Origin of the sequence: Hymenobacter negativus (assembly GCF_017571495.1) — a bacterium.
GTDB lineage: Bacteria > Bacteroidota > Bacteroidia > Cytophagales > Hymenobacteraceae > Hymenobacter > Hymenobacter negativus.
Genome location: NZ_JAGETZ010000002.1, coordinates 63,553 through 85,256, shown reverse-complemented (window position 1 = coordinate 85,256; position 21,704 = coordinate 63,553). Strand labels below are relative to the sequence as shown.

Here is a 21,704-nt window from a genome sequence, read left to right as displayed (position 1 = left end):
ATTATTTCCAGATGCTAAGGCTTTATCACGCTCACTGTCAAGTCGTCAATAAATAAGGCTTTGTCAGACTGGTCATTCCGAACGTAAACAGCCAATTGGTCACCGGGTTGCGCATCGGTTGGAATCTGAGAGGTGAAGGCGACAGTGTCCCATACACCAGCAGTGCCACCATACACAGTGCTTACCGGACCAACCTTGTTGGTGATACGTACCGACTGCCACTTGAGGGGTTGTCCCCCACGCTGCCATTCAATCACGAGCCCTGGCATCTGATTAATATTATATTCCTTATCTGGAAAAAAGGCCTGTACGCTGGCCTGTACCCATTGGCCGGGTGCTGCTGACATCCCACCTAATGTGGACCGAAATGCCGGACTGTAGCGGTTCTGTCCATCCAAGCGAAAACCAGGCGCTTGACCAGCGCTCAGATGGTCTGCCGTGTACCCAGTGCCCGTACCCTTGTCAAAATGGTCGACGAATACAGGCGCAAAGCCCTTAGAGGCCTGTGGTGGATCAGGCTCATTGGTATCAAACTTAGCTAAAATGTCCTTCGTTAGCTGAGTCCTACCAAGAATACCTAGATAGTAACGCTGTGTCATGTATTCCGAAACAAAGATGCCATTTTGCAACTGCCAGAACTGAAAACAGTTGAGTCCGACAAAGCCAGCCAAGAGTACCGCAGTAACCATTGTTATGACGCGGCCCTGCTGGAACATTTCCCGTAGCAAATATCCCAGTGGCAGGCATAATAGTGGATAGGTTTGCACCATGGCCCGCGAGCCAAAGCTGTCCATATACCACCAGCACCACCAACTGAACGAAATCCACAGATGCAGAGCCAAATAGCTGCACATAAGCCAAAAGGTGTCGCGGCGCCGCCACCAGAGCACAGCTATGCCAATGAGAGATAACCCCATTACCGGAGTGTAGGTTAGCCAGCCATTGTTAAAGCTATAGATGCCCGATTTCAGCTTGGGATGCTTGAAGTTGAAGCTCTCGCCAGGGTAGGAGTCGTAGAACCAATGGCCTGACATATGATGCCAGTATAAAAGTTGAGGCAACCAAATTAGACCAACGCCAAACCCAAACAACAATAACTGCCCACGCTGCTGCCACAACAGTTGTAACCGAGTGCGCAGGCCGGCTAGGGAAGCTACGCCGAGCAGTAGCGGCACAAGGCCAATAATGATTTCGGTAGGACGGATGAGAATGGCTAAGCCAATGGACACGGACAAGCCCAGGGCATAACGCTGTCGTGGCTGTTGTACCCAAAGATGGGTGAGCAACAGGGTGGTAGCATGGAGCGCAAACAGAAAGTTGTGTGAATACAAGCCCCTGAAACTGGAGTAGCACAAGTAGTTAGTGCCACAATAGGCAATTATCAGCAACGCGGCCGTTAGCCCGTCTGAGAAATAATAGCGCAGAAACCGTCGTAGTACCAGCAGGCCCACCAGGGCATATACCAGCCCGGCGAGGTAGGCCGCTATCTGATAAGGCGGCGAGTACCCATCAGGTGAGTAATGGCTAAAGTTGGTGGTATAGAGATGAGCTGTTTCAAAAAAAGGGAAATATAGGATGGCTAGGCCCATGGTGTACTTAATGACGTAGCGGTCAGGCTCAGTGCGAGCCCGCGATACCTCAAAATTGCCTAGCGGGTGAGCCGGGTTGCCTCGGTTAGTAAGCTGATATTGGTCGATAATAGCGGGTACAAATGACAAGCCAGCTAAGTCGTGGTAAATGAACTTAGCTGGCAAGTATAGGTAATAGCCGAAGACATCATACTTGGTCACCCGATACTCCTGCCAGTTATCTACACTCACAAATAGCCGGAGTAGCACCACGGTCACCAAGCCCACGGCCAGCTTGCTCCAAGGCCACGGACGGCGGGTTGAGGCTGCAGGTTGGCTGCTGCTAGTCTTCTGATATGAGCTCAACATCGTCTAGGTAAGTAGGGGCGGAGGATTGGTCGCGCCAGAGGTATATTTTAATTACATTGCCAGCTGCTGCCGTAGTAGGCAAGGTGAAAGGGAAAGAAACTACCGTCCACTTATCAAATTCCCGCACGACATCGGCCATGGGCAGGGCACCATAAAATACTTTAGCCGTATCGGTCGGGCTGGCATTTACCTGTACTACCAGTTTGGCGGTGCTGCCCGAGTTGGCGCGTAGAGCCCAGCCTTGCAACTGCATCTTACGCGGGAGTTGCGGGGCTATGCGGCCTAGTATGCGTTCGTAAGTAAACCCGAAATTCACCTCTGGATTTACTTGTACCGCCCAATGGCCACCATGCGCTTTGCTATCAGTAAGAGAGCCCTCAGCAGTACCGCCCCAGCCAACACTTTGCTCAAAATCATTGTGCATGAGCTGCTTGGTATTGTCAGCCGCCGGTGTATTCGGCTGGCAGGCGCCTACAACCAGAGTGCAGCTGGCCCACAGGGCAAGGTTTGGATAAGTCATTGAAATGGCTGGTATAATGGAAACAACTGCAAACAGCAGCTGTGAAGTAGAAGTAATCTAAGTAAAGATTGCGATGTAACGCTGAAAGTAATATCGGAAAGTAAGACCTACCAGTCAGCTTTCGGTGCCATAAATTCAGCTTGTAAATCATCAATGTAGCAACTCGAAGCATTATCACTCAGCACGTAAATCCGAAGTCGGTCGTTGGGCAATGCATTGGGTGGCAGCGGTGCGTCAAAATGCACCAAGCTCCAGCCATGCGCCACGCTAAGGTTGTTTTGTAGCCGGACAGCATCCCAGACAATAGATTTGCCATCGCGCTCTACCGTCATAACCAAACGATTGCCCCAAGCACCGTAGTCAGAAAATACTCGGCAGGAAGCGCGTACATAACTGCCTGGAACCAAGTTTGCCTCACCAAGTCTGATATTTAGCTCTGGGCTATATGGATGCGCGGCATCGCCATGGAATGATTGCCGGCTGTTGTATCCGTGTTCAGCTGATATCCCCTTGCCCTCATCGAGCGGCAGATTTTCAAAGTCTAGCTTGGCCAACGAGCGAGGCTGGTAATTGTGCTCGGCCTGTGGCAGGTGTGTTTTTACGTCCAGCATGGCGTAGTCGGCCTGCGAGGGTTTTGTCTTGTTAAAGATGGCAAAATAATAGCGCCGGTTCATCTCATCTGGGTTGATGATAGATTGCATGAACTGCCAATGCTGAAATAGATTCAAGTCGACAAGTAGGACCGCAACCACTACCGCTATGGCGCGCAGGCTTGGTCGGCGTGCTGGTTGCAATAGCCAAGCCATGGCCGCCCCCCAAGGCAGTGTAAGTACTGCGTAGCTCTGCACCAGCGCCCGTTGCCCAATACTGCCGCCGTACCACCAGATATCCCAAGCCGATACTACCCACAAATTGAGTACAAAAAATGCCAGTGCGGGCACGGCCACGCTGCGGTGAGTACGCCACAGCACCACCAGCCCCGCCAGCGGCAGCAGCAGCATCGGCGAGTAAAGTAGCCAGCCCTTTCGGAAGCTGAAAAGTACCTCCCACAGGTGCGGCTTGAAAAAGCTGAAGTGCTGGTCACCATAGCTGTAGAAGATATAATGGCCGGTAGCCCAATGCCAGTATAGCGGCTGTGGTAGCACGCCCAATACGCCGCCTATCACAAGTAGCCCCACATCGACCCAACGGGCGCGCAACATTAACAGTTTAGCCCTTCCATCAGCCACCGACCCAATACCCCATAGTAGTGGAATAACTGCCGCCACGGCCTCAGAAGGCCTTATTAGAACTAGAACTCCCAGCGTAAGGCCAATAAGAAAAGCGCGAAGCCGAGTGGGCTGCTCATGCCACTGCAAGGTGAGCCACAATAGCAGCGCATATCCCGTAAACAGGTAATTGTGCGCCATCGCCGCATCGAATACTGCATATTGAAAGTAGTTGGACCCCAATACCAGCAACACGAGTACCAGTGTGGTAACAATATCAGAGAAGTAATGCAGTAATAGGCGGCGTATGATGCCCAAGCCCAACAGTGCAAACAGCAGCCCTCCAAAAGCAATAGCTATCTGATAAGGTGCCGAGAAGCCGTCTTGCGGGTAGCCTAGCCACTCAGCGGCCCAGTGCCCTATGAAAAAAAAAGGAGTCCATAGAAAGGCCAAGCCACAAGTATATTTTGCCACAAGCTGTCCGTCAGGTGCACCAGGTACCTGAAATGCCTGATAGAACGAACTGCTGGGGTTGTACTCGCGCATGATGTCGGCCGAAAATGCCATATGCCCGAGGTCGTGATAGATGAACCGCGCTGGCAGGTAGATATAATATCCCATGGCATCCCAAGTGAGGATGCCCTGCATACTATGCGTATCCCAGTAAGGGGCCCATAGCCGGGCCTGCACCATCAGCAGGAATAAAATGAGTATAGCAAGTAGCGAATACGGGTATGGAAAACGAGACTTCATAAACAATGATGAGCGTCGCGGCAGAATTTTGCTACGGGAAGGAAGTAAAGCCGTAAAATAAAGGCGTTATAAGGTAGATAGATGATTTGAGCGAATGTTCTACATGCTATTCATTATTGTTGCCACCTTTTTATTAAGCCCCAACCTCATGCAGTCGCGTCTCTTTAGCATAGGGGGGACCAGCTGGATGAGCAGCGTCGCTAGTGACAACCGCCAGAGCCTGCCAAGATAGTTTCCTAACCCTGTCATGGGTTCTGAGCGATTTTATTTGGATTACCAGTAGGGTACCATCTTGCTTGCTGAGTCGCAATGCTCAGACTTGAACTGAGGATTTATATAATTATCCATCACATATCAGGTTTGGGGAACCGTCAGCCAGTAAAACTATCAATAGTCCTATAAAGCTATTCTAGTATGAGCCCAAACGACCAGCCATATATTCCTAGCATATGGTAATTATCTTCCAAAACTACAGCCAAAGTAGCGATTTCAGCATTGATGCAATCTTATAGGGCGTGAGTGCACCTCTGGCTTGGCGAACTATAGCCTCGGATGTTTTGATTCGGCCGGAACATTCCAGGAAACACGATTTGTGCATCGTACGCTACTACTTTTGTGGTTTGCCAATTATCCGCAGACTAATTCTGCATTGCTATGCTTTATAGATTGCGGATATCTTTTACTTAACATTTCAATAGAACAAAGCGCACTTGCTCCAATCTATAAAATCGACCTGTTAATTATTGCTGCTTTCTTATGCGAGAAAATATCCTTTATAAGTCATTACTAAACTCTAGTTGGGTTCGTCAACATCTCTTATGGCTTGGCGTTGGCCTGTTGGTCAGCATTGGAATGACGCATTATTATGAATGGCTGCTACTTGAGATGGCTGCTAATTCAGATGTAAGCGAGCATGTTGGTTATATTGTTAAAGTGTGCAATGAAGGTTGTGTCTGGCCTGCTAATCCCGGATTTTATTGGCTTACGTGGGTAGTGTCCGGAGTGCAATGCACTAAGGATGAATTGATGAACACCGCAACCATTGTGCTTGGTGCATGCTGGGGAGTTTCCGCTTACTTAGCTTGCTGGGTCGGAAGTCACATCCGTATACAAGTAGTTTCACAGACGCAGTTCGTCAGATTCTGGCCAGCTCTTGGCGGAGTGTTAGCAGCCGTTGCTGGGTGCTTTTTGTACCCGGCACCGGTCAATATGATTATCGAATCATCCTATAATTACTTGGGATTGCTGCCGCCCAACGTATACCACAATTCAACATGGCTGGCCGCATTGCCGTTTTCGGTAGCAGCATTCGGACTGGGTATCCGTCAGTTGCGGGCCGGTGGCCGAGGGAGCTTTGTTTTCGATGCGCTGCTGGGGCTAGTGCTAGTGTGTGGGGCGCTGTGCAAGCCTAGCTATGCTTTTGCATTTGTGCCCACTTACGGGCTGTTATGGCTGTTGAATATTCGTCGCCCGGCCATTGGTCGTTTGCTGCTGGGTTTTGCACTGGCTATACTCCCCGTGTTACTGCTTATTGTGGGACAAGCAAAGTGGATTGCTCTGCATCCGGAAGTGAGTGTTGATGATAAATCGCACTTTGTGTTTGGTTTTCCAGCTGGGTGGAAGATTTTTATGCCCCAACTGAGTTCCTTGGAGAGCTTCAAATTAGGCATCACCTCTTTTGCTTTGCCCTTGGTGGTATATGCGTTGCGGCCCCAGCTATTGCGCCAGCTAACGCATCAGTGTGCACTCATTAGCACCGTGGTAGCCTTTGCTCAGTTTATGCTCGTATATGAATCGGGGATAAGGGCGTCGCATGGAAATTTCACTTGGCAAGTGATTGCCACCAACCATCTGCTCTATTGGCTGGTCACCCTAGATGTGTTGTGCTGGCGGCCCAACACAAAAGCCGATTGGGCAAAGCAAATAGTGTTGCTCACAGCCATCGTATTGAGCGTGATTAGCGGCCTGCATTATATGGACAATATTGGCATCATTGGCCATTATATATAGGGCCTGCTATCCAGTACCTATACTTTCACGCGGTATGCAGTGGCGGCTACCTCGCTATGACACCTCCGCATCTTTCACAAAAGCGCTTTGTAGTGGAGTAGCTTCAGCCGATTCCATTACTGCCGGCCCCACCGCTATTACCACTAGGTATAAGGAAATGAAGAAACCTACTATCGCCAGATAGGTATAAGGTACCTGAAGCAAGGCGTAGAAAGTAGTGAGGTAAAGCTTCAGTACGATTACGGCGTAGAGTCGGTAGTTGATACGGGGTAGGCGCTGACGCCAATAAACCAAGGCTGCGCCGATGACTATTGCCACAACTGACAGCAAATGAACAGCTTTAGCAAGTTTGAGCCGGGTTAGCAGGTCACCGGAGCCGAAGTGATAGAACAAATTGGTTAACCCAATGCCGTTATACAAATGGTAAGGCCGACCGTCTTCTCCTGAATTCCTCCATTCGCCCAGAGTGGTTTCAGTATAAACCTTCTGGACTCGCATAAAGAGACCCCAGTCGTGCGAAAGTACCGGCACCACATAAAAGGCGAGTACGCCAGCTGCTGCTAAGCCTACTATCGTCCAAGCCCACTGCCGGGATTCGTTCACGTAAACTAACCCCACATAGAGCGGAACCCAGAATACCAGCGAATATCGAGATAGCAGGCATAGCACTAGGGCAATGATAAAAAGCGGGCGTGAAGGCAGCAAGACCCCAGCTACCAGCAGCAGATAATAGCCTATAATAAGTGGCTCAACCGTTAGAGAGAAAATATCTGCGTTAGCGCGAAGGACTGCGTCATCGGTGGGACGTAGCACATAATACGTGAAAACGAATGGCAGCATGCCCAGCCCAAAGGTGAGCAACGGTCCGCGACGCAAGCGTACTACAGTTATCAGATAGCTTACTATTCCTAGAAGCATGATAAAGGTGCTCATCCAGCGATAATCAAACCGAAAGTATTCGGATACTACAAATGGGAACCATGTAGCAGGCAAGTATCCTGGCTCCAGAAAGTAGCCCAAATCTTCTGTTAAGGGGCGGTGTACAACTTCACCGTTTAGAAACCGTTGGCAGTATACCGTGAGAGCCGGAATAATATCGGAATAATCCTGCGCAAGCGTTCCTTCGATGCGTGATTTGAGCAGCGGTAAACATAGTGCCAAGCCGACAGTTAGTGCCAAAGCACCCGGCCACCAAGAGCCACCACGCACCGCCACTGGCAAAAGTGTTGGCAGTGGCTTGTGACGCACTGACCAAGCAGTAACTAGGCAAAGGGCCACTGCCGTGAAATACAATACAATGGGACTGATATAGTCACCTAGCTGATTACGGAAGTAGGTAAACTGTGCCGCTTCTAGAATAGCAAGCGTCAACACGGCCCATGGAAGGATGTGCGGGGTAGAGCGGCTGTTTGAGATTGACATACTGGGCAGATACTGAACAGAAAACTTTTTATTTAGGTAGATAGCCGCATTCAGAAAGCAGAGGCATTTTTTTTCAATAGATTGTATTGAAGCTGAACATTAAACAGCCCGCAGACATGCAAAACAAGTTAACTTGTTATCACGTCTGCGGGCTGTCTAATAAATAAGAAAGTGCCTTACCCTTTGGTAATCTCAACATCATCAAGATAAGTGGTGTCATCCGGACCTGTCCGCCACATGTATAGCTTCAGCTCCTGATTAGAACTAATGGTATCCGGTAAGTCAAAATCCTTTTCGATTTGCGTCCAGTGGTTAATAGTTTTTACTTCAGCCCGAATATTTAGTGCCTGCCAATATATTTGAGCTCCTCCTTTCGCCGGGTCTGTTATCTGTAGCACGAGTACAGCTTTAACTTTGGGGCTGCTCAGCATAGCCCAGCCACTTACATGTAGCTTTTTGATTTTGGTGCTGGACATCTTTCCCAGGGTATTTGCATAGCCAATACTATACTCAATACCTGGGTCTACCTTAATTGAATAGCGGCCGGAATGAGCCTTTGCGCTTGTTAGGGATGTAGAAGTCACCCCCCAACCTTCACACGCTTCAAAATCATTTTTTGATACCAGATTGGCAGGAGCTGCGCCTTCTTTAGAATCCGATGAACAGGAGGCAACTCCCAGTAGCAGGGCGCTGCCAGCTACTACACGAAAGCACGAACGCTTTACCGACGCAAAAATAGAAAGTAACATCAAGAATGCAGAGTTGAATAAAAAGTGAAGATTGGTTTTTGAACAGTCAAAATTAGGGCATAATTCGTCAACCTTTTCAAGGTTGGCAGCTATTACCTCTAGTTTAGCGCTGCCTAGTATTAAGAATTATATACCCGACTTTAGAATGGGGTATTGACAAGGATGTACGTTGGTCGCCTTGATTCCATTTTTTTAGTTGGTTGATAGTAAATGCGATGTCGAAATAAGCTGATTTACAAGGTCAGTGATTTTATAGGCAAGTGAATCATATGGCACCATGCAGAGTGAGTTGGCATGGGATATCAAAGCCGTAGCGGCTGAGGCTGGTGGCCCGGCACCCGTTTAAGAAGTATTTTTTCATGCTAGCCGCTACTTTTGGTTCGGCCTTCAGCCGCCTCATTATGCTCGTAATCCAGAACTACCTCAACGGCCAGCTTGTGCCGCCCCTTACCGGCTGCTACCTCGACAATGTTGAGCCTGCTACCGGCCAGGTATACGGCCAGATTCCCGATTCTGGCCCTGATGATGTGGCTGCTGCGGTGATGGCCGCCGAAGCCGCCTTGCCCGCCTGGCGTGCCCTGCCCGCCGAGGACCGGGGCCGTCTGCTCGTCAAAATCGCCGACCTGATTGACGCTAACCTAGAGCGCCTGGCCCTTGCCGAAAGCCAGGACAATGGCAAGCCCTTAAGCCTGGCCCGCGTAATGGATATTCCCCGCGCGGCCAGCAACTTTCACTTTTTCGGCACCGTCGCGGGCCACTTCGCCACCGAGGCCCACGTGCAGGAAGGCGTGGCCGTGAACTACACCGTGCGCCATCCGGTAGGAGTGGTGGGCTGCATCTCACCCTGGAACCTGCCGCTCTACCTCTTTACCTGGAAGATTGCACCGGCCCTAGCCGTGGGATGCTGCGTGGTGGCTAAGCCCTCGGAAATCACGCCGGCCACCGCTTTTTTGCTGAGCGAGTTGTGCATTGAGGCTGGCCTGCCAGCGGGGGTGCTCAACATCATTCATGGCAACGGCCCAAGCTGTGGGCAGGCCATTGTGGAGCACCCGGGCATTAAGGCCATTAGCTTCACAGGTGGCACGGCCACGGGGCGGCACCTGGCCCGCACCGCCGCGCCGATGTTCAAGAAGCTCAGCCTGGAACTGGGTGGCAAAAACCCCAACCTCGTTTTCGCCGACTGTGACCTAGCCACCGCCGTGGCGACCAGCATCCGCAGCAGCTTCGCCAACCAAGGCCAGATTTGCCTGTGCGGTTCCCGCATCTTCATCGAGCGACCCTTATATGAGGATTTCAAAACCGAGTTTTTGAAGCAGCTGGAAGCTCAGAAAATTGGTGACCCGCTCGAACCGGATACTAAGCAGGGCGCGTTAGTTAGCGAAGGCCATTTGAATAAGGTGCTGGGCTATATAAAGCTGGCGCACGAAGAAGGCGGCGTTCTGCTCGCCGGCGGCCATCGGGCTACCGTGCCGGGCCGTTGCGAAAACGGCTATTTCCTCGAACCCACAGTATTCGAAAACCTGCCCTTCGACTGCCGCACCAATCAGGAGGAAATTTTCGGTCCCGTCGTTACGCTCACGCCCTTCGATACCGATGAGGAGGCGCTAATGATGGCCAACAGCACCGACTATGGCCTCTCTGCCACTATCTGGACGCGCGACTTGCAGCGGGCACACCGTGTGGCCCACCAGCTACACAGCGGCATCGTTTGGGTAAATACCTGGCTGCACCGCGACCTGCGCACGCCTTTTGGCGGCATGAAGAATTCTGGTGTTGGCCGCGAGGGTGGGCTAGAGGCGTTACGGTTCTTTACTGAAGCACAGAATGTGTGCGTGAAGCTTTGACCGCAGATGCGGTATATGCAGCGGATTAATGGGATTTATGCTTAACGGTGGTTTGCTATAAGAGCTAGTTGGGCCATAATGCAAGCACAATAAGCGAATTACGCAAAAGTGCGAAGCCAACACCGCCCTTCTCCTTACCTTTGCGGGCCGAAACATCTCTGTGTCCTATATGCCCCACGCTACCCCCGATTTCTATGCCCATCCCACGGCCGTCCTCGACGAGGGCTGCCAGATAGGCCGGGGTAGCCGCATCTGGCACTTCAGCCACGTATGTGCCGGGGCCGAAATTGGTGACGACTGCAACTTGGGCCAGAACGTATTCGTGGCCGACGGTGTGACGCTGGGCCGCAACGTGAAGGTGCAGAACAACGTGAGCCTCTATGGTGGTGTGGTCTGTGAGGACGACGTCTTCCTTGGCCCGTCGGTGGTGTTTACCAATGTGAAGAACCCCCGCAGTGCCGTGCCCCGGAAAGGCCTCGGCCAATACCAAACCACCTATCTGGAGCAGGGTGTGACCGTCGGTGCCAACGCCACCATTGTGTGCGGCACGCGGCTGGGCCGTTATGCTTTTGTCGGCGCGGGCAGCGTAGTAACGCACAATGTGCCGGCCTATGCTCTTGTATTTGGTACCCCCGCCCGGCCACAAGGGTGGATGAGTGCCTACGGCCATCGCCTCAGCTTTGATAAAAAAGGCCGCGCTACCTGCCCCGAAAGCGGCGAGCAATACCGATTGAGTGACGATAAAAAATCAGTGACCGTTATGAATGAGAACGTTATGACGACGACTCATAATTCATAACTCATAATCTCCTAGAATGTACGAACAATTATTGCGCAAAGAGGCCACGCTGGCCGTTATCGGCCTCGGCTACGTGGGCCTGCCCATCGCCCTCGAATTTGCGAAGCAGCTTAAGGTCATCGGCTTCGACATCAACGCCGGCCGTGTGGCGCAGATGAAGCAGGGCATCGACCCAAGTGGTGAGCTGGAAAAAGACGCCTTCGAAGGCTGTGACATCACTTTCACCGACTCGCTGGAGGTGTTGCGCCAGGCGCAGTTCTACATCGTAGCCGTGCCTACACCCATTGATGAGCACGCCCAACCCGACCTCAAGCCGCTACTTGGCGCTTCCGGCTCGGTGGGCAAGGTGCTGAAAAAAGGTGATTATGTGGTGTTTGAAAGCACTGTGTACCCTGGCTGCACCGAAGAAGACTGCATCCCCGTGATGGAACGCCTGTCGGGCCTGAAATTCCCAGTTGATTTCAAGGTAGGCTACTCGCCCGAGCGCATCAACCCCGGCGATAAGGAGCATACCCTCACGAGCATTGTAAAAGTGGTGGCTGGCTGCGACGATGAAAGCCTCGATGTCATTGCCAAAGTCTACGAACTGGTAGTGAAGGCTGGCGTACACCGCGCCAGCAGCATCCGCGTAGCCGAAGCCGCCAAAATTATCGAAAATACCCAGCGCGACGTCAACATCGCCCTGATGAACGAGCTGTCGATGATTTTCGACCGCATGAGCATCAACACCTACGAAGTGCTCGAAGCTGCCGGCACGAAGTGGAACTTCCTGAAGTTCTCGCCGGGTCTGGTAGGCGGCCACTGCATTGGCGTGGACCCTTACTATCTGACTTATAAAGCTAAGGAGCTGGGCTACGATGCCAAGGTTATTTTAAGCGGACGCACCACCAACGATAATATGGGTGCCTACATCGCCCGCAAAACGGTGCAGATGATGATTAAGAAAGGCAAGGACGTGGCCAGAAGCCGCGTGCTGGTGATGGGTGCCACCTTCAAGGAAAATGTGGAAGATATCCGCAACTCGAAAGTGGCCGACGTGATTCAGGAACTGAAGAACTTCTCGGTGAATGTCGACATCATCGACCCGCATGCCGATTCCAACGAGCTGCACCACGAGTACGGCTTCCGTCTGACCCACAACGACGACGTGCGCACCGATTACGACGCCGTAATTGTGGCCGTGAGCCACACTCCCTACGCCGAAAAGGATGAAGCCTACTTCCAGTCCATCACCTCCGATAATGCTGTGTTGGTCGACATCAAAGGCTTGTACCGCGGCAAAATGAAGGACCTGCAATACTGGAGCCTGTAGGCTCAGCGGTTAGCTATTCATTGAATATAACCTAACGCGCTATTAGCTAAGGACTAATAGCTAGTAGCTTAAAATATGAACAAGATTCTCGTCACTGGCGGTGCCGGCTACATCGGGTCGCATACTGTAGTTGAACTGTCCCAAGCTGGCTACCAGCCGATAATTGTCGATAATTTCAGCAATTCGGAAGAGTCAGCGCTGGCTGGCATTGAGGCTATCCTGGGCCATAAGGTGCCAACGCACCGCATCGATTGCGCCGATGCGACGGCGTTGCGCGGTGTGTTTCAGGCCGAGCCGGATATTGCGGGTGTCATTCATTTTGCGGCTTACAAAGCCGTGGGCGAATCGGTGCAGAAGCCGCTGGCTTACTTCCAAAACAACGTGGGCTCGCTGTTGACGCTCCTAGCCGTAATGAACGAGTTCAACGTTGAAAGCCTGGTGTTTTCATCGTCGTGCACTGTGTATGGCATTCCCGATGCGCTGCCCGTGACCGAGGCCACGCCCACCAAGCCGGCTTCGTCGCCCTACGGCCGCACCAAGCAGATGTGCGAGGACATTGTGAACGATGTATCGGCCGCGCCCACCAACAAGCTGCACACCATTCTGCTGCGCTACTTCAACCCAATTGGCGCGCATGAGTCGGCCAAAATCGGCGAGCTGCCCTTAGGCGTGCCGAATAACCTAGTGCCCTTCATCACCCAAACGGCAGCGGGCATCCGCGAGAAGTTGACCATTAACGGCGGCGACTATGACACGCCCGATGGCACCAACATCCGCGACTACATCCACGTGGTGGATTTGGCCAAAGCACACATTGTGGCCGTGCAACGCCTGCTCGACCGCAAGGCCAGCGACGTGGTGGAAACTTTCAACGTGGGTACGGGCAACGGTAATTCGGTGCTTGAAGTAGTGCAAACTTTCGAGCAAGCCACCAGCCAGAAGCTGAACTACAGCATCGGTCCGCGTCGCCCTGGCGACGTACCCGCCATCTATGCCGATGCTACGAAGGCTGAGCAGGTGCTGGGTTTCAAAACCGAAACGTCCTTGGCTGACTCCCTGGCCAGCGCTTGGAAATGGCAGCAAACACTTAAATAAATGCGAGAAAAGAGAAAGAATGGGGATTTGCTGGATAATCAGCTTTTACCCTCATTTCCACATCTCCACACCAGATACATTTACACATCTGCAAAATGAAAATCCTCATCACCGGCGGCGCCGGCTTCATTGGCTCCCACGTAGTTCGGCTGTTCGTTACGAAGTATCCCGACTATCAGATTCTCAATCTCGACGCGCTGACGTATGCTGGCAACCTGGAAAACCTGCGCGATGTTGAGAATGCGTCGAACTACAAGTTCATCAAAGGTGACATTGCTGACCAGAACTTCATCGACCAGCTTTTTGCCCATGAACAGCCTGATGCGGTGATTCACCTTGCAGCCGAGTCACACGTGGACCGTAGCATTACCGACCCAATGGCGTTTGTGAAAACCAACGTCATTGGCACAGTGAATTTGCTGAATGCAGCCCGCAGCCTGTGGCAGCCAGGCGGCTATGAGGGCCACGTGTTCTACCACGTAAGTACTGACGAAGTGTACGGCTCGCTGGACTTCGGCCCCGAGATGTTCACCGAGGAAACGGCTTACGACCCCCGCTCGCCCTACTCGGCTTCTAAAGCCAGCTCCGACCACTTTGTGCGTGCCTGGCACCACACCTACGGTCTGCCCATCAAGCTGAGCAACTGCTCGAACAACTATGGCCCGAACCATTTCCCCGAGAAGCTGATTCCGCTGGCCATCCACCGCCTGCGTACCGGCCAGCCGGTCCCCGTGTACGGCAAAGGTGAAAACGTGCGCGACTGGCTCTTTGTAAAAGACCACGCCACGGCTATCGACGCGGTGTTCCATAAGGGCAAAGAGGGCGATACCTACAACATTGGCGGCGTAAACGAGTGGCAGAACCTTAAGCTCATCGAGCTGCTCTGCGACGTGGTGGATGAGAAAACCGGCCAGGAGGTGGGCACCTCGCGCAAGCTCATCAAGTTTGTGACCGACCGCGCCGGCCACGACATGCGCTATGCCATCGACTCCTCGAAAATCATGAACGAGCTGGGCTGGAAGCCTTCTGTGACTTTCGAGCAAGGCCTCGCCCAAACCGTAGACTGGTACCTCGCCAACGAAGAATGGCTGAACAGCGTAACGAGCGGCGCTTACCAGGACTACAACCAAAAGCAGTACGCGGGCCGCTAATATCTTAGTTAACAGTTATCAGTGAGCAGTGAACAGATGTTTGACGGCCCTTTGACCAACTGTTAACTGCTTACTGATAACTGTTAACTGACCTCATGTACGAAAACCCCTTCCACGAGCAGCCGCTCGACAATCTGACTTTTCTTGTTACTGGCGGCGCGGGCTTTATTGGCTCCAACATCGTGGAGTATTTGCTGAAATACGGCGTGAAGAAAGTGCGGACCTTGGATAACTATTCCAACGGCTTCCGCAAAAACCTGGCGCTGTTTGCGGGAGATAGCCGGCTGGAAATCCTTGATGGTGACATCCGCGACGCTGCTACCTGTGCCGCCGCCTGCGAGGGCGTGGACGTGGTGCTGCACGAAGCGGCGCTCGGCTCGGTTCCTCGCTCCATTAAGGACCCGGTGCTGACCAATGACGTGAACGTGGGTGGCTTCGTGCAGATGCTGACGGCGGCCAAGAATGCGGGCGTAAAGCGCTTCGTGTACGCCGCTTCCAGCTCGACCTACGGCGACCACCCCGGCCTGCCCAAAGTGGAGGACCGTATTGGCAAGCCGCTCTCGCCCTATGCCGTGACCAAGTATGCGAATGAGCTGTACGCCGACGTATTTGCCCGTACCTACGGCATGGAAATCGTGGGCCTGCGCTACTTCAACATCTTCGGCCCGCGCCAGGACCCGGGCGGGGCATACGCAGCGGTAATTCCGTTGTTTATTGACGCCATTCTGCGCAACGAGCCGCCTACGCTGAACGGCGACGGCGGCCAGACTCGTGACTTCACCTTTGTAGAGAACTGCGTCGAAGCCAACATCCGTGCTGCCTTGGTGACAAATCCTGAGGCGCTGGGCCAGGTCTACAACATCGCCGTGGGCGACCGCACCTCTCTGGTGCAGATGTACGACATTCTGCGGGAGGAAGCCGGCTCGAATCTGGCGCCGAAATTCGGCCCAGACCGCGCCGGTGATATTCGTGACTCGCTGGCCGACATTTCCAAGGCTAACCGTTTGCTGGGCTATCAGCCCCAGGTGCGTATTCGCGAAGGCCTGCGCCAGACGCTGGAGTGGTTTAAAGCAAATCAGTCGTTTATTCAGGAGCGTAACTAAGCCAATACCATGGGCACTTGGGGGAGCGGTAATTTCGACAGCGATAAGGCGTTGGACTACTTGGCCAGCGTGGCGGACCCGTTGGTTGCGCAGCTTCAAGCCGTTGTCGACACCCCTTCGCTGGCAGAGGCCGACGAAGACGGTGGAACCCAATGCCTGGTTGCTGCCGAAATTCTGATTGGTTTAAAGTACTATACCAGCCCCAAGCTCACCCCGCAACTGGTAACAGACTGCCGCGATGTGGTGCTTGCCAAATGGGAAGCAACCATTGATGAGCTTGACCCGGACGAAGATTACAAAACCGAGCGCCGCGCAATCATGCAGCAAACTTTTGCGCAACTGCTAACAGCCGTCCAACGCTGGCAGCGCCATAACAGCAACTAAAACCGCCTTTTTACTTTAACTCTCGCACATTTCCATGAAAGGAATTATCCTTGCCGGCGGCTCCGGCACTCGCCTGCACCCGCTCACCCTGGCTGTATCGAAGCAGTTGATGCCGGTGTACGACAAGCCGATGATTTATTATCCGCTGTCCATTCTGCTGTCGGCTGGTATCCGGGAGGTGCTGATTATTACCACTCCCCACGACCAGGCGCAGTTCAAAAAACTGCTCGGCGATGGCAAAAGCCTGGGCTGTGATTTCCAGTACGTAGTACAGGAAATTCCCAATGGCCTAGCCCAAGCCTTCGTGCTGGGTGCCGACTTTATTGGCACCGATAGCGTTGCCTTGGTGCTGGGTGATAACATTTTCTACGGTGAAGGCCTGGAGGAACTGCTGAAGGCCAACAACAATCCCCAAGGCGGCGTGGTATTCGCTTACCACGTGCACGACCCCGAGCGCTACGGTGTGGTGGAGTTCGATACCAACAAAAAAGCCCTCAGCATTGAGGAAAAACCGGCCAAGCCCAAGAGCAATTACGCGGTGCCTGGCCTGTATTTCTACGACAACGACGTGGTAGAAATAGCCAAAAATCTGGAAATCAGCCCCCGCGGCGAGTACGAAATTACCGACGTAAATAAGGAATACCTGCGCCGTGGCACCCTGAAAGTGGGCATTCTCGGCCGCGGTACCGCCTGGCTCGACACGGGCACGTTTGAAAGCCTGATGCAGGCCGGCGAATTCGTGAAAGTAATTGAGCAGCGCCAGGGCCTGAAAGTGGGCTCAATTGAAGAAGCCGCCTATCGCCAGGGTTTCATCGATGCTGACCAGCTGCGGGCCATTGCCGCTCCCCTCCGCAAAAGCGGTTACGGTGACTACCTGATGAACCTGCCCGACCAGCTAATGCTGGAGGAATAAGCATTGCCAATATGATGAAGGAGGACAGTTTAACAAGTCTTCTATTCGTCCATAAAAGGTATTAATGCAACAAGCCCTGGCTCTACGCGGTGCCGGGGCTTGTTGCGTTATACGACGTTAGTAGGTTGGGTGAGGAAAGCAGCTCAGCGTGGTTTTCGGGTAACGTTATTCGGGTGGCAGCACATTAGCCTAGCATCGCAAATAGACTGTATCAGGCATTATGTAAACCTCGCCCTTAACAAAAAAGACCCCGGCTGGCCAGCCGGGGTCTTTTTTGTTAAGGGCATTGTCAGTTGCTGGCAGCAAGTCTTTGCCGCTAGTAAGTGACAATGATAAGGTTACTCAACCGTAAAGCGTTTGGTGGTCGAGGCCGAGCCGGCCTTGACGTGTAATGCGTACACACCAGAGGCCAGCCCTGCCAGGTTGAGCTCAATTCGGGTTCCGTTAGCGGGCAGGGCTACCAACCGGGTTTGAGCCACGCGACCCAGCGCATCCAACACGGTTAAAGTAGCCGTGGTAGCGCCGCTGACGGCAGGCAACTGCACAGTGGCCGTACCGTGCGCCGGATTAGGATAAAGATGCAGGTCGAGCAGAGCAGTAGTCTGAGTAGAGGCCGTAACAACCACCTGTACGCCAGCTGAAGTCGGCGATACGCAGCCTGCGGCGGAGGTTACCACTACGGTATACAGGCCTTGCTGAGCTGTAGTGGCTACGGCATATGTAGCGCCCGTAGCGCCTACCACGGCTACTCCGTTCAGATACCACTGATTGCCAGTGGCGCTGCTGCTGGTCAATACATTGCCTGCACCGAGGGTGATGGTCGGTTGTGCCGGAATTGCATTAACCGTTACTGCGGTTGCGGGCGACGTCATCGAGCAGCCGGCTGCTGTGGTCGTACCCACCACAGAGTAACTGCCGCCACTTGCTACGGTGATGCTGGCCGTGGTTTGGCCTGTGCTCCACTGATAGGTATCGGCACCGCTGGCGGTTAGCACCACACTACCGCCTTGGCAGAAGCTCAGCGGACCGCTTGCTGCTACCGTCACTATGGGCACGGTGTTGATGATTGCCACTACCGCAGTGCGAGGACCTTCGCAGCCGCCAGCCGTAAGCGCACTGACGTAGTAGGAAGTAGTAGCCGTGAGGGCGGGTGTAGTAAACGTCGCGCCGGTATTGCCCGGCAGGGCCGTGCCACCCGTAGCAGCCGAATACCAAGCGTAGCTGCCACTAGCGGGCGCTCCGGTTGCGCTCAGCGTTACCGAGCCGCTGCCGCAGCGGCTGGCGGGTGTGGCTACAGGAGCGGCTGGCAGCGGTGTTATGGTAACGGCCGTGGCGGCCGAGGTAGCTGCGCAGCCCGCAGCACTCAGCCCCGTCACGCTATAGGAACCCGCCGTGCTGACTGTGATGCTGGTCGTGGTTTGCCCGTTGCTCCACTGGTAGGTATCGGCACCGCTGGCGGTCAGCACTACGCTACTACCGGCGCACAGATTGAGCGGGCCACCGGCGACTACTGTCACCACCGGCAGGGCGTTGATAGTGGCTGTAACGGCCGTGCGAGGACCTTCGCAGGCACCTGCCCCGTTGCCTGTGCTGATGCCAACATAATAAGTGGTCGTGCCCGTAAGCACCCCAGTGGTGTAGCTGGTGCCTGTGGCCAGCGACGTGCCTCCATTGGCCTGGCCATACCAGGTGTAAATGCCGCCTGTAGGCACGCCGCTGGCGGTGAGGGTGAGAGAGCCGGCTCCGCAGCGGGTGGCAGCTGGCGCTATTGCCACATACTGCACACAGAAAGAGCCGCTGCTCGTGGCCGTGCCGCCGGCAGTCGTTACGGTGAGCGGGCCAGCGGTTGCCCCCGCCGGCACGGTAAACGTGATGGTAGTACCCCCGTTGCTCACCGTTACCCCGGTCACAGCGGTACCATTAAGCGTAACTATGTTGCCCGCGCTAAAGCCGCTACCGTTGATGGTGACCACCGTGCCCACTGGCCCGCTGGCCGGCGAAAATCCACTGATAACAGGCACTGGAATCGTACCCGTGCCGGTCAGGTTAACTACATAAGTGCCCAATGCCGACGTAAGGCGTAGGGTGCCCGTCTGGGTGCCTGCCGTGGTGGGGGTGAAGGTGACGGCTACCGTGGCGGTGCCACCGGCTGGTACCGTCACCGAGCTGAGTGGGCCAGCATTGAAGGGACCCGTGGTGCTGCTGCCGGTGATGATGAGCGGCGCGCTGCCAGGATTGGTAAGCGTGAACGTAACTGGAGCCGACGTTACCCCCAACGTTTGTGGGCCGAAGCTGTACGCTTGGCCATTGCTGGGATATGCTGTATTACCTTGGCTAACTGTCAACTGGGCTGCTGTTACCGTGAAAGGTGTTGCGCTAACAGCCGTGCCCCCCGGCGTTGTAACTGCAAGCAGGCCACTGCTAGCCCCGGCTGGTATAGTAAAGGTGATGGTGGTGCCGCCATTGCCCACCACAAAGCCCGTCACGGTTGCGCCATTGAGTTGCAAATTGGTAGCGCCGGTCAGGTTGGTACCTGTAATAGTAACGCTGGTGCCCACCGGTCCATTGGCCGGGGTAAAGCTTGTGATGGTGGGTGCGCCCACGCCCAAAAGAATAGCCACCGTTTGATCAGTCGAGTTCAGGGCCGCCACGTCGAGGCGGCCGTCGCCGTTCACATCAGCCAGCGCGGTGCTCACAGTGCTGTTGCCGGCCGCGAAGTTGGATGCCGTCCCGAACGAGCCCGTGCCTGTGTTTAGCAGCACCGAGATATTGCCCGTGCCTTGGTTAGCCGTAATAATGTCGAGCCAGCCATCACCGTTTACGTCGCCTAGGTCGGTATCCTGCGGCGTAGAGCCGGTAGTATAATCGGTCCGGGTGCCCAGGGTGCCAGTGCCGTTACCTAAGCGCACGGTCACGGTGCTGCTCAGGTTGTTGCCGCTCACGGCATCGAGGTTGCCGTCGCCGTTCACATCGCCCAGCGTCCCAATGAAGGGGCCAGTACCAGTGGTGTAATCCGTTTTGAGCCCGAAGCTGCCTGTACCCGTTCCCAAGAGTACGCTAACGGTATTGTCGTTTTGATTAGTCGTGAACATATCCAGCCGGCCGTCGTTGTTCAGGTCACCCAGCGTTACGCTAATGGGCGAATTGCCCGTGAGGTAAGTGATAGGGGTGCTGAAAACGCCACTGCCCAGGTTCAGCAACACCGCGGCGGTATTACCGACTGCTGCTGTTGTGCCTTGGCTCGTTACTACCATATCGAGGCGACCATCGCCGTTGAGGTCGCCCAGCGCTATCCCCGAGGGCCCAGTCGGTACGGCATAGGTGGTGTTGGTGCCAAGCCCACCAGCCGCCGTGGCGAGCAGCACCGAAACCGTGGCTTCCTGCGAATTAGATGTCACCACATCAAGGCGCCCATCGTTGTTCACATCGCCCAGCGCGAGTAGGGTTGGCGTGCCTGTGATAGCATATACCTGCCGCGAGCCGAAAGTACCGTTGGCCAGGCCCGGCAGTACTGAAATGGTGAAATCGCCGCCGTCGCCAGAGATGATGTCCGGCAGGCCATCTCCCGTTACATCGCCCATCACCATGTCATGGGGCTGGTTTCCGGTTGCATACACGTTGCGGAAGCCGAAACGGCCCGAGGCCACGCTTGCAGCTGTGGTAAACTGGTACACGTAGGGAACAGCCGAGGAGCCGCTGCTGCTACGCACCGTGGCGGGCACCACTACCTGCACCGTCTCGCCGGGCTTGAACGCGCTGCCTGCCACGCTCACCGTGGCCGTGTTGCCACTCACAGTAGCCGCGTTTAGCGCCCGCCGGCCACCGGCCAGCCCCCCAAATACGGTAATACCGCTGGCCGAAGCTGCCGTTGGCGACTCGCTGAAGCTGATGTTCAGCGGTGAAGTCGGGGCCACGTTAGTGCTATTGCTAGCCGGGGTGCGCGCCGTAACCGTGAAAGTCGGGCCCCCACCAATGCAGGAAATAGCCGCTGCAAAGCCCGCACCAGCCACCGAAACATCCGACGTGAAGCGCAGGGTGAGTTGGCCGGTGGTATTGGATGCTGTGACTGTACCCGGTCCTACTGTGCCGGTATACTGACCAATAACGGGTGCACTGGTGCTGCTGCCGTTGTAAATCGTTAAGAAATCATAGCCGGATTCCAGGTCGAAGCTGCTGAATACTAATCGCAACTGGGCCCCGGCCGTTGCCGGTGTCAGGACTTTGGTAAAGGTTTCGGCGTTGCTATAGGGCAGCGTGGCGCCCCCCGAATCGTAGAGAGTGCCCGAGCAGGTAGTAGCTGGGGTGTTACTCATGGTATAGGCCTGCCCCTGGGCCCGGCTTGCCATGCCCAAAGCCAGTAGCATGGTGCATAAACCCACTACTGTTCGCAAAGGCCTCAAAAAGAACAAAAATTGGTAATTTTTAATCATAAACAAGGAAAAAAGATGAATGTGTAGGGTAAAACTACTGCCCACATGCCTGTCTGCCAGCAACAGACATACTA

General features: G+C 54.2%; 15 protein-coding genes. 9 read left to right on the top strand and 6 right to left on the bottom strand.

Annotated elements, in window-relative coordinates:
* Nucleotides 1-14: 14 nt before the first annotated feature.
* The 3 genes from J4E00_RS04595 to J4E00_RS04585 form a co-directional block, all read right to left on the bottom strand.
* The gene (locus tag J4E00_RS04595; RefSeq protein WP_208173859.1) at nucleotides 15-1,937 is read right to left on the bottom strand and encodes a hypothetical protein; all 1,923 of its coding nucleotides are present in this window, start codon (nucleotides 1,935-1,937) and stop codon (nucleotides 15-17) included.
* Nucleotides 1,912-2,457 (bottom strand): hypothetical protein, encoded by a 546-nt coding sequence (locus J4E00_RS04590; protein ID WP_208173858.1) that lies wholly within the window; start codon nucleotides 2,455-2,457, stop codon nucleotides 1,912-1,914. Before J4E00_RS04590 ends, J4E00_RS04595 begins: the two co-directional genes overlap by 26 nt.
* Nucleotides 2,458-2,564: 107 nt before the next feature.
* Complete coding sequence (locus tag J4E00_RS04585) at nucleotides 2,565-4,418, bottom strand: hypothetical protein (protein WP_208173857.1); 1,854 nt, start codon at nucleotides 4,416-4,418, stop codon at nucleotides 2,565-2,567.
* Between the two features lie 756 nt (nucleotides 4,419-5,174).
* On the opposite strand from J4E00_RS04585, the gene J4E00_RS04580 reads away from it, so the two are divergent.
* Complete coding sequence (locus J4E00_RS04580; RefSeq protein ID WP_208173856.1) at nucleotides 5,175-6,428, top strand: hypothetical protein; 1,254 nt, start codon at nucleotides 5,175-5,177, stop codon at nucleotides 6,426-6,428.
* Between the two features lie 54 nt (nucleotides 6,429-6,482).
* On the opposite strand, the gene J4E00_RS04575 is transcribed toward J4E00_RS04580, so the two are convergent.
* Together J4E00_RS04575 and J4E00_RS04570 are read right to left on the bottom strand one after the other, a co-directional pair.
* Entirely contained in the window at nucleotides 6,483-7,850 is a 1,368-nt protein-coding gene (locus tag J4E00_RS04575) for a hypothetical protein (RefSeq protein ID WP_208173855.1), read from the bottom strand.
* Nucleotides 7,851-8,026: 176 nt separating this feature from the next.
* A complete protein-coding gene (locus J4E00_RS04570; protein ID WP_208173854.1) occupies nucleotides 8,027-8,599 on the bottom strand; it encodes a carbohydrate binding domain-containing protein in 573 nt (190 codons plus the stop codon).
* 359 nt (nucleotides 8,600-8,958) lie between these two features.
* Here J4E00_RS04570 and J4E00_RS04565 point away from each other — a divergent pair, with 359 nt between their 5' ends.
* The 8 genes from J4E00_RS04565 (at nucleotide 8,959) to rfbA (ending at nucleotide 17,200) form a co-directional block, all read left to right on the top strand.
* On the top strand, nucleotides 8,959-10,443 hold the full coding sequence (locus tag J4E00_RS04565; protein WP_236049480.1) for an aldehyde dehydrogenase: 1,485 nt from the start codon (nucleotides 8,959-8,961) through the stop codon (nucleotides 10,441-10,443).
* A 169-nt stretch (nucleotides 10,444-10,612) separates the two neighbouring features.
* Nucleotides 10,613-11,242 carry an acyltransferase gene (locus J4E00_RS04560; RefSeq protein WP_208173853.1) on the top strand — a complete coding sequence of 210 codons (630 nt, stop codon included), beginning with the start codon at nucleotides 10,613-10,615 and terminating at the stop codon, nucleotides 11,240-11,242.
* 16 nt (nucleotides 11,243-11,258) lie between these two features.
* Entirely contained in the window at nucleotides 11,259-12,554 is a 1,296-nt protein-coding gene (locus J4E00_RS04555; protein WP_208173852.1) for a nucleotide sugar dehydrogenase, read from the top strand.
* Between the two features lie 75 nt (nucleotides 12,555-12,629).
* Entirely contained in the window at nucleotides 12,630-13,649 is a 1,020-nt protein-coding gene (gene galE / locus J4E00_RS04550; protein WP_208173851.1) for a UDP-glucose 4-epimerase GalE, read from the top strand.
* 95 nt (nucleotides 13,650-13,744) lie between these two features.
* A complete protein-coding gene (rfbB, locus tag J4E00_RS04545) occupies nucleotides 13,745-14,800 on the top strand; it encodes a dTDP-glucose 4,6-dehydratase (protein ID WP_208173850.1) in 1,056 nt (351 codons plus the stop codon).
* Between the two features lie 95 nt (nucleotides 14,801-14,895).
* Nucleotides 14,896-15,903 (top strand): SDR family oxidoreductase, encoded by a 1,008-nt coding sequence (locus J4E00_RS04540; RefSeq protein WP_208173849.1) that lies wholly within the window; start codon nucleotides 14,896-14,898, stop codon nucleotides 15,901-15,903.
* Between the two features lie 9 nt (nucleotides 15,904-15,912).
* Entirely contained in the window at nucleotides 15,913-16,287 is a 375-nt protein-coding gene (locus J4E00_RS04535; protein ID WP_208173848.1) for a DUF4259 domain-containing protein, read from the top strand.
* A gap of 34 nt (nucleotides 16,288-16,321) precedes the next feature.
* The gene (gene rfbA / locus J4E00_RS04530) at nucleotides 16,322-17,200 is read left to right on the top strand and encodes a glucose-1-phosphate thymidylyltransferase RfbA (RefSeq protein ID WP_208173847.1); all 879 of its coding nucleotides are present in this window, start codon (nucleotides 16,322-16,324) and stop codon (nucleotides 17,198-17,200) included.
* Nucleotides 17,201-17,538: 338 nt separating this feature from the next.
* Here rfbA and J4E00_RS04525 read toward each other — a convergent pair whose 3' ends face one another.
* Nucleotides 17,539-21,513 (bottom strand): beta strand repeat-containing protein, encoded by a 3,975-nt coding sequence (locus J4E00_RS04525; protein ID WP_208173846.1) that lies wholly within the window; start codon nucleotides 21,511-21,513, stop codon nucleotides 17,539-17,541.
* Nucleotides 21,514-21,704: the final 191 nt, after the last annotated feature.

Coding starts and splice junctions, on each gene's coding strand:
- J4E00_RS04575 (WP_208173855.1), bottom strand. CDS start 7,850: ATGTCAATCTCAAACAGCCGCTCTACCCCGCACATCCTTCCATGGGCC.
- J4E00_RS04565 (WP_236049480.1), top strand. CDS start 8,959: ATGCTAGCCGCTACTTTTGGTTCGGCCTTCAGCCGCCTCATTATGCTC.
- J4E00_RS04585 (WP_208173857.1), bottom strand. CDS start 4,418: ATGAAGTCTCGTTTTCCATACCCGTATTCGCTACTTGCTATACTCATT.
- rfbB (WP_208173850.1), top strand. CDS start 13,745: ATGAAAATCCTCATCACCGGCGGCGCCGGCTTCATTGGCTCCCACGTA.
- J4E00_RS04580 (WP_208173856.1), top strand. CDS start 5,175: ATGCGAGAAAATATCCTTTATAAGTCATTACTAAACTCTAGTTGGGTT.
- rfbA (WP_208173847.1), top strand. CDS start 16,322: ATGAAAGGAATTATCCTTGCCGGCGGCTCCGGCACTCGCCTGCACCCG.
- J4E00_RS04555 (WP_208173852.1), top strand. CDS start 11,259: ATGTACGAACAATTATTGCGCAAAGAGGCCACGCTGGCCGTTATCGGC.
- J4E00_RS04595 (WP_208173859.1), bottom strand. CDS start 1,937: ATGTTGAGCTCATATCAGAAGACTAGCAGCAGCCAACCTGCAGCCTCA.
- J4E00_RS04560 (WP_208173853.1), top strand. CDS start 10,613: ATGCCCCACGCTACCCCCGATTTCTATGCCCATCCCACGGCCGTCCTC.
- galE (WP_208173851.1), top strand. CDS start 12,630: ATGAACAAGATTCTCGTCACTGGCGGTGCCGGCTACATCGGGTCGCAT.
- J4E00_RS04535 (WP_208173848.1), top strand. CDS start 15,913: ATGGGCACTTGGGGGAGCGGTAATTTCGACAGCGATAAGGCGTTGGAC.
- J4E00_RS04540 (WP_208173849.1), top strand. CDS start 14,896: ATGTACGAAAACCCCTTCCACGAGCAGCCGCTCGACAATCTGACTTTT.
- J4E00_RS04525 (WP_208173846.1), bottom strand. CDS start 21,513: ATGAGTAACACCCCAGCTACTACCTGCTCGGGCACTCTCTACGATTCG.
- J4E00_RS04590 (WP_208173858.1), bottom strand. CDS start 2,457: ATGACTTATCCAAACCTTGCCCTGTGGGCCAGCTGCACTCTGGTTGTA.
- J4E00_RS04570 (WP_208173854.1), bottom strand. CDS start 8,599: ATGTTACTTTCTATTTTTGCGTCGGTAAAGCGTTCGTGCTTTCGTGTA.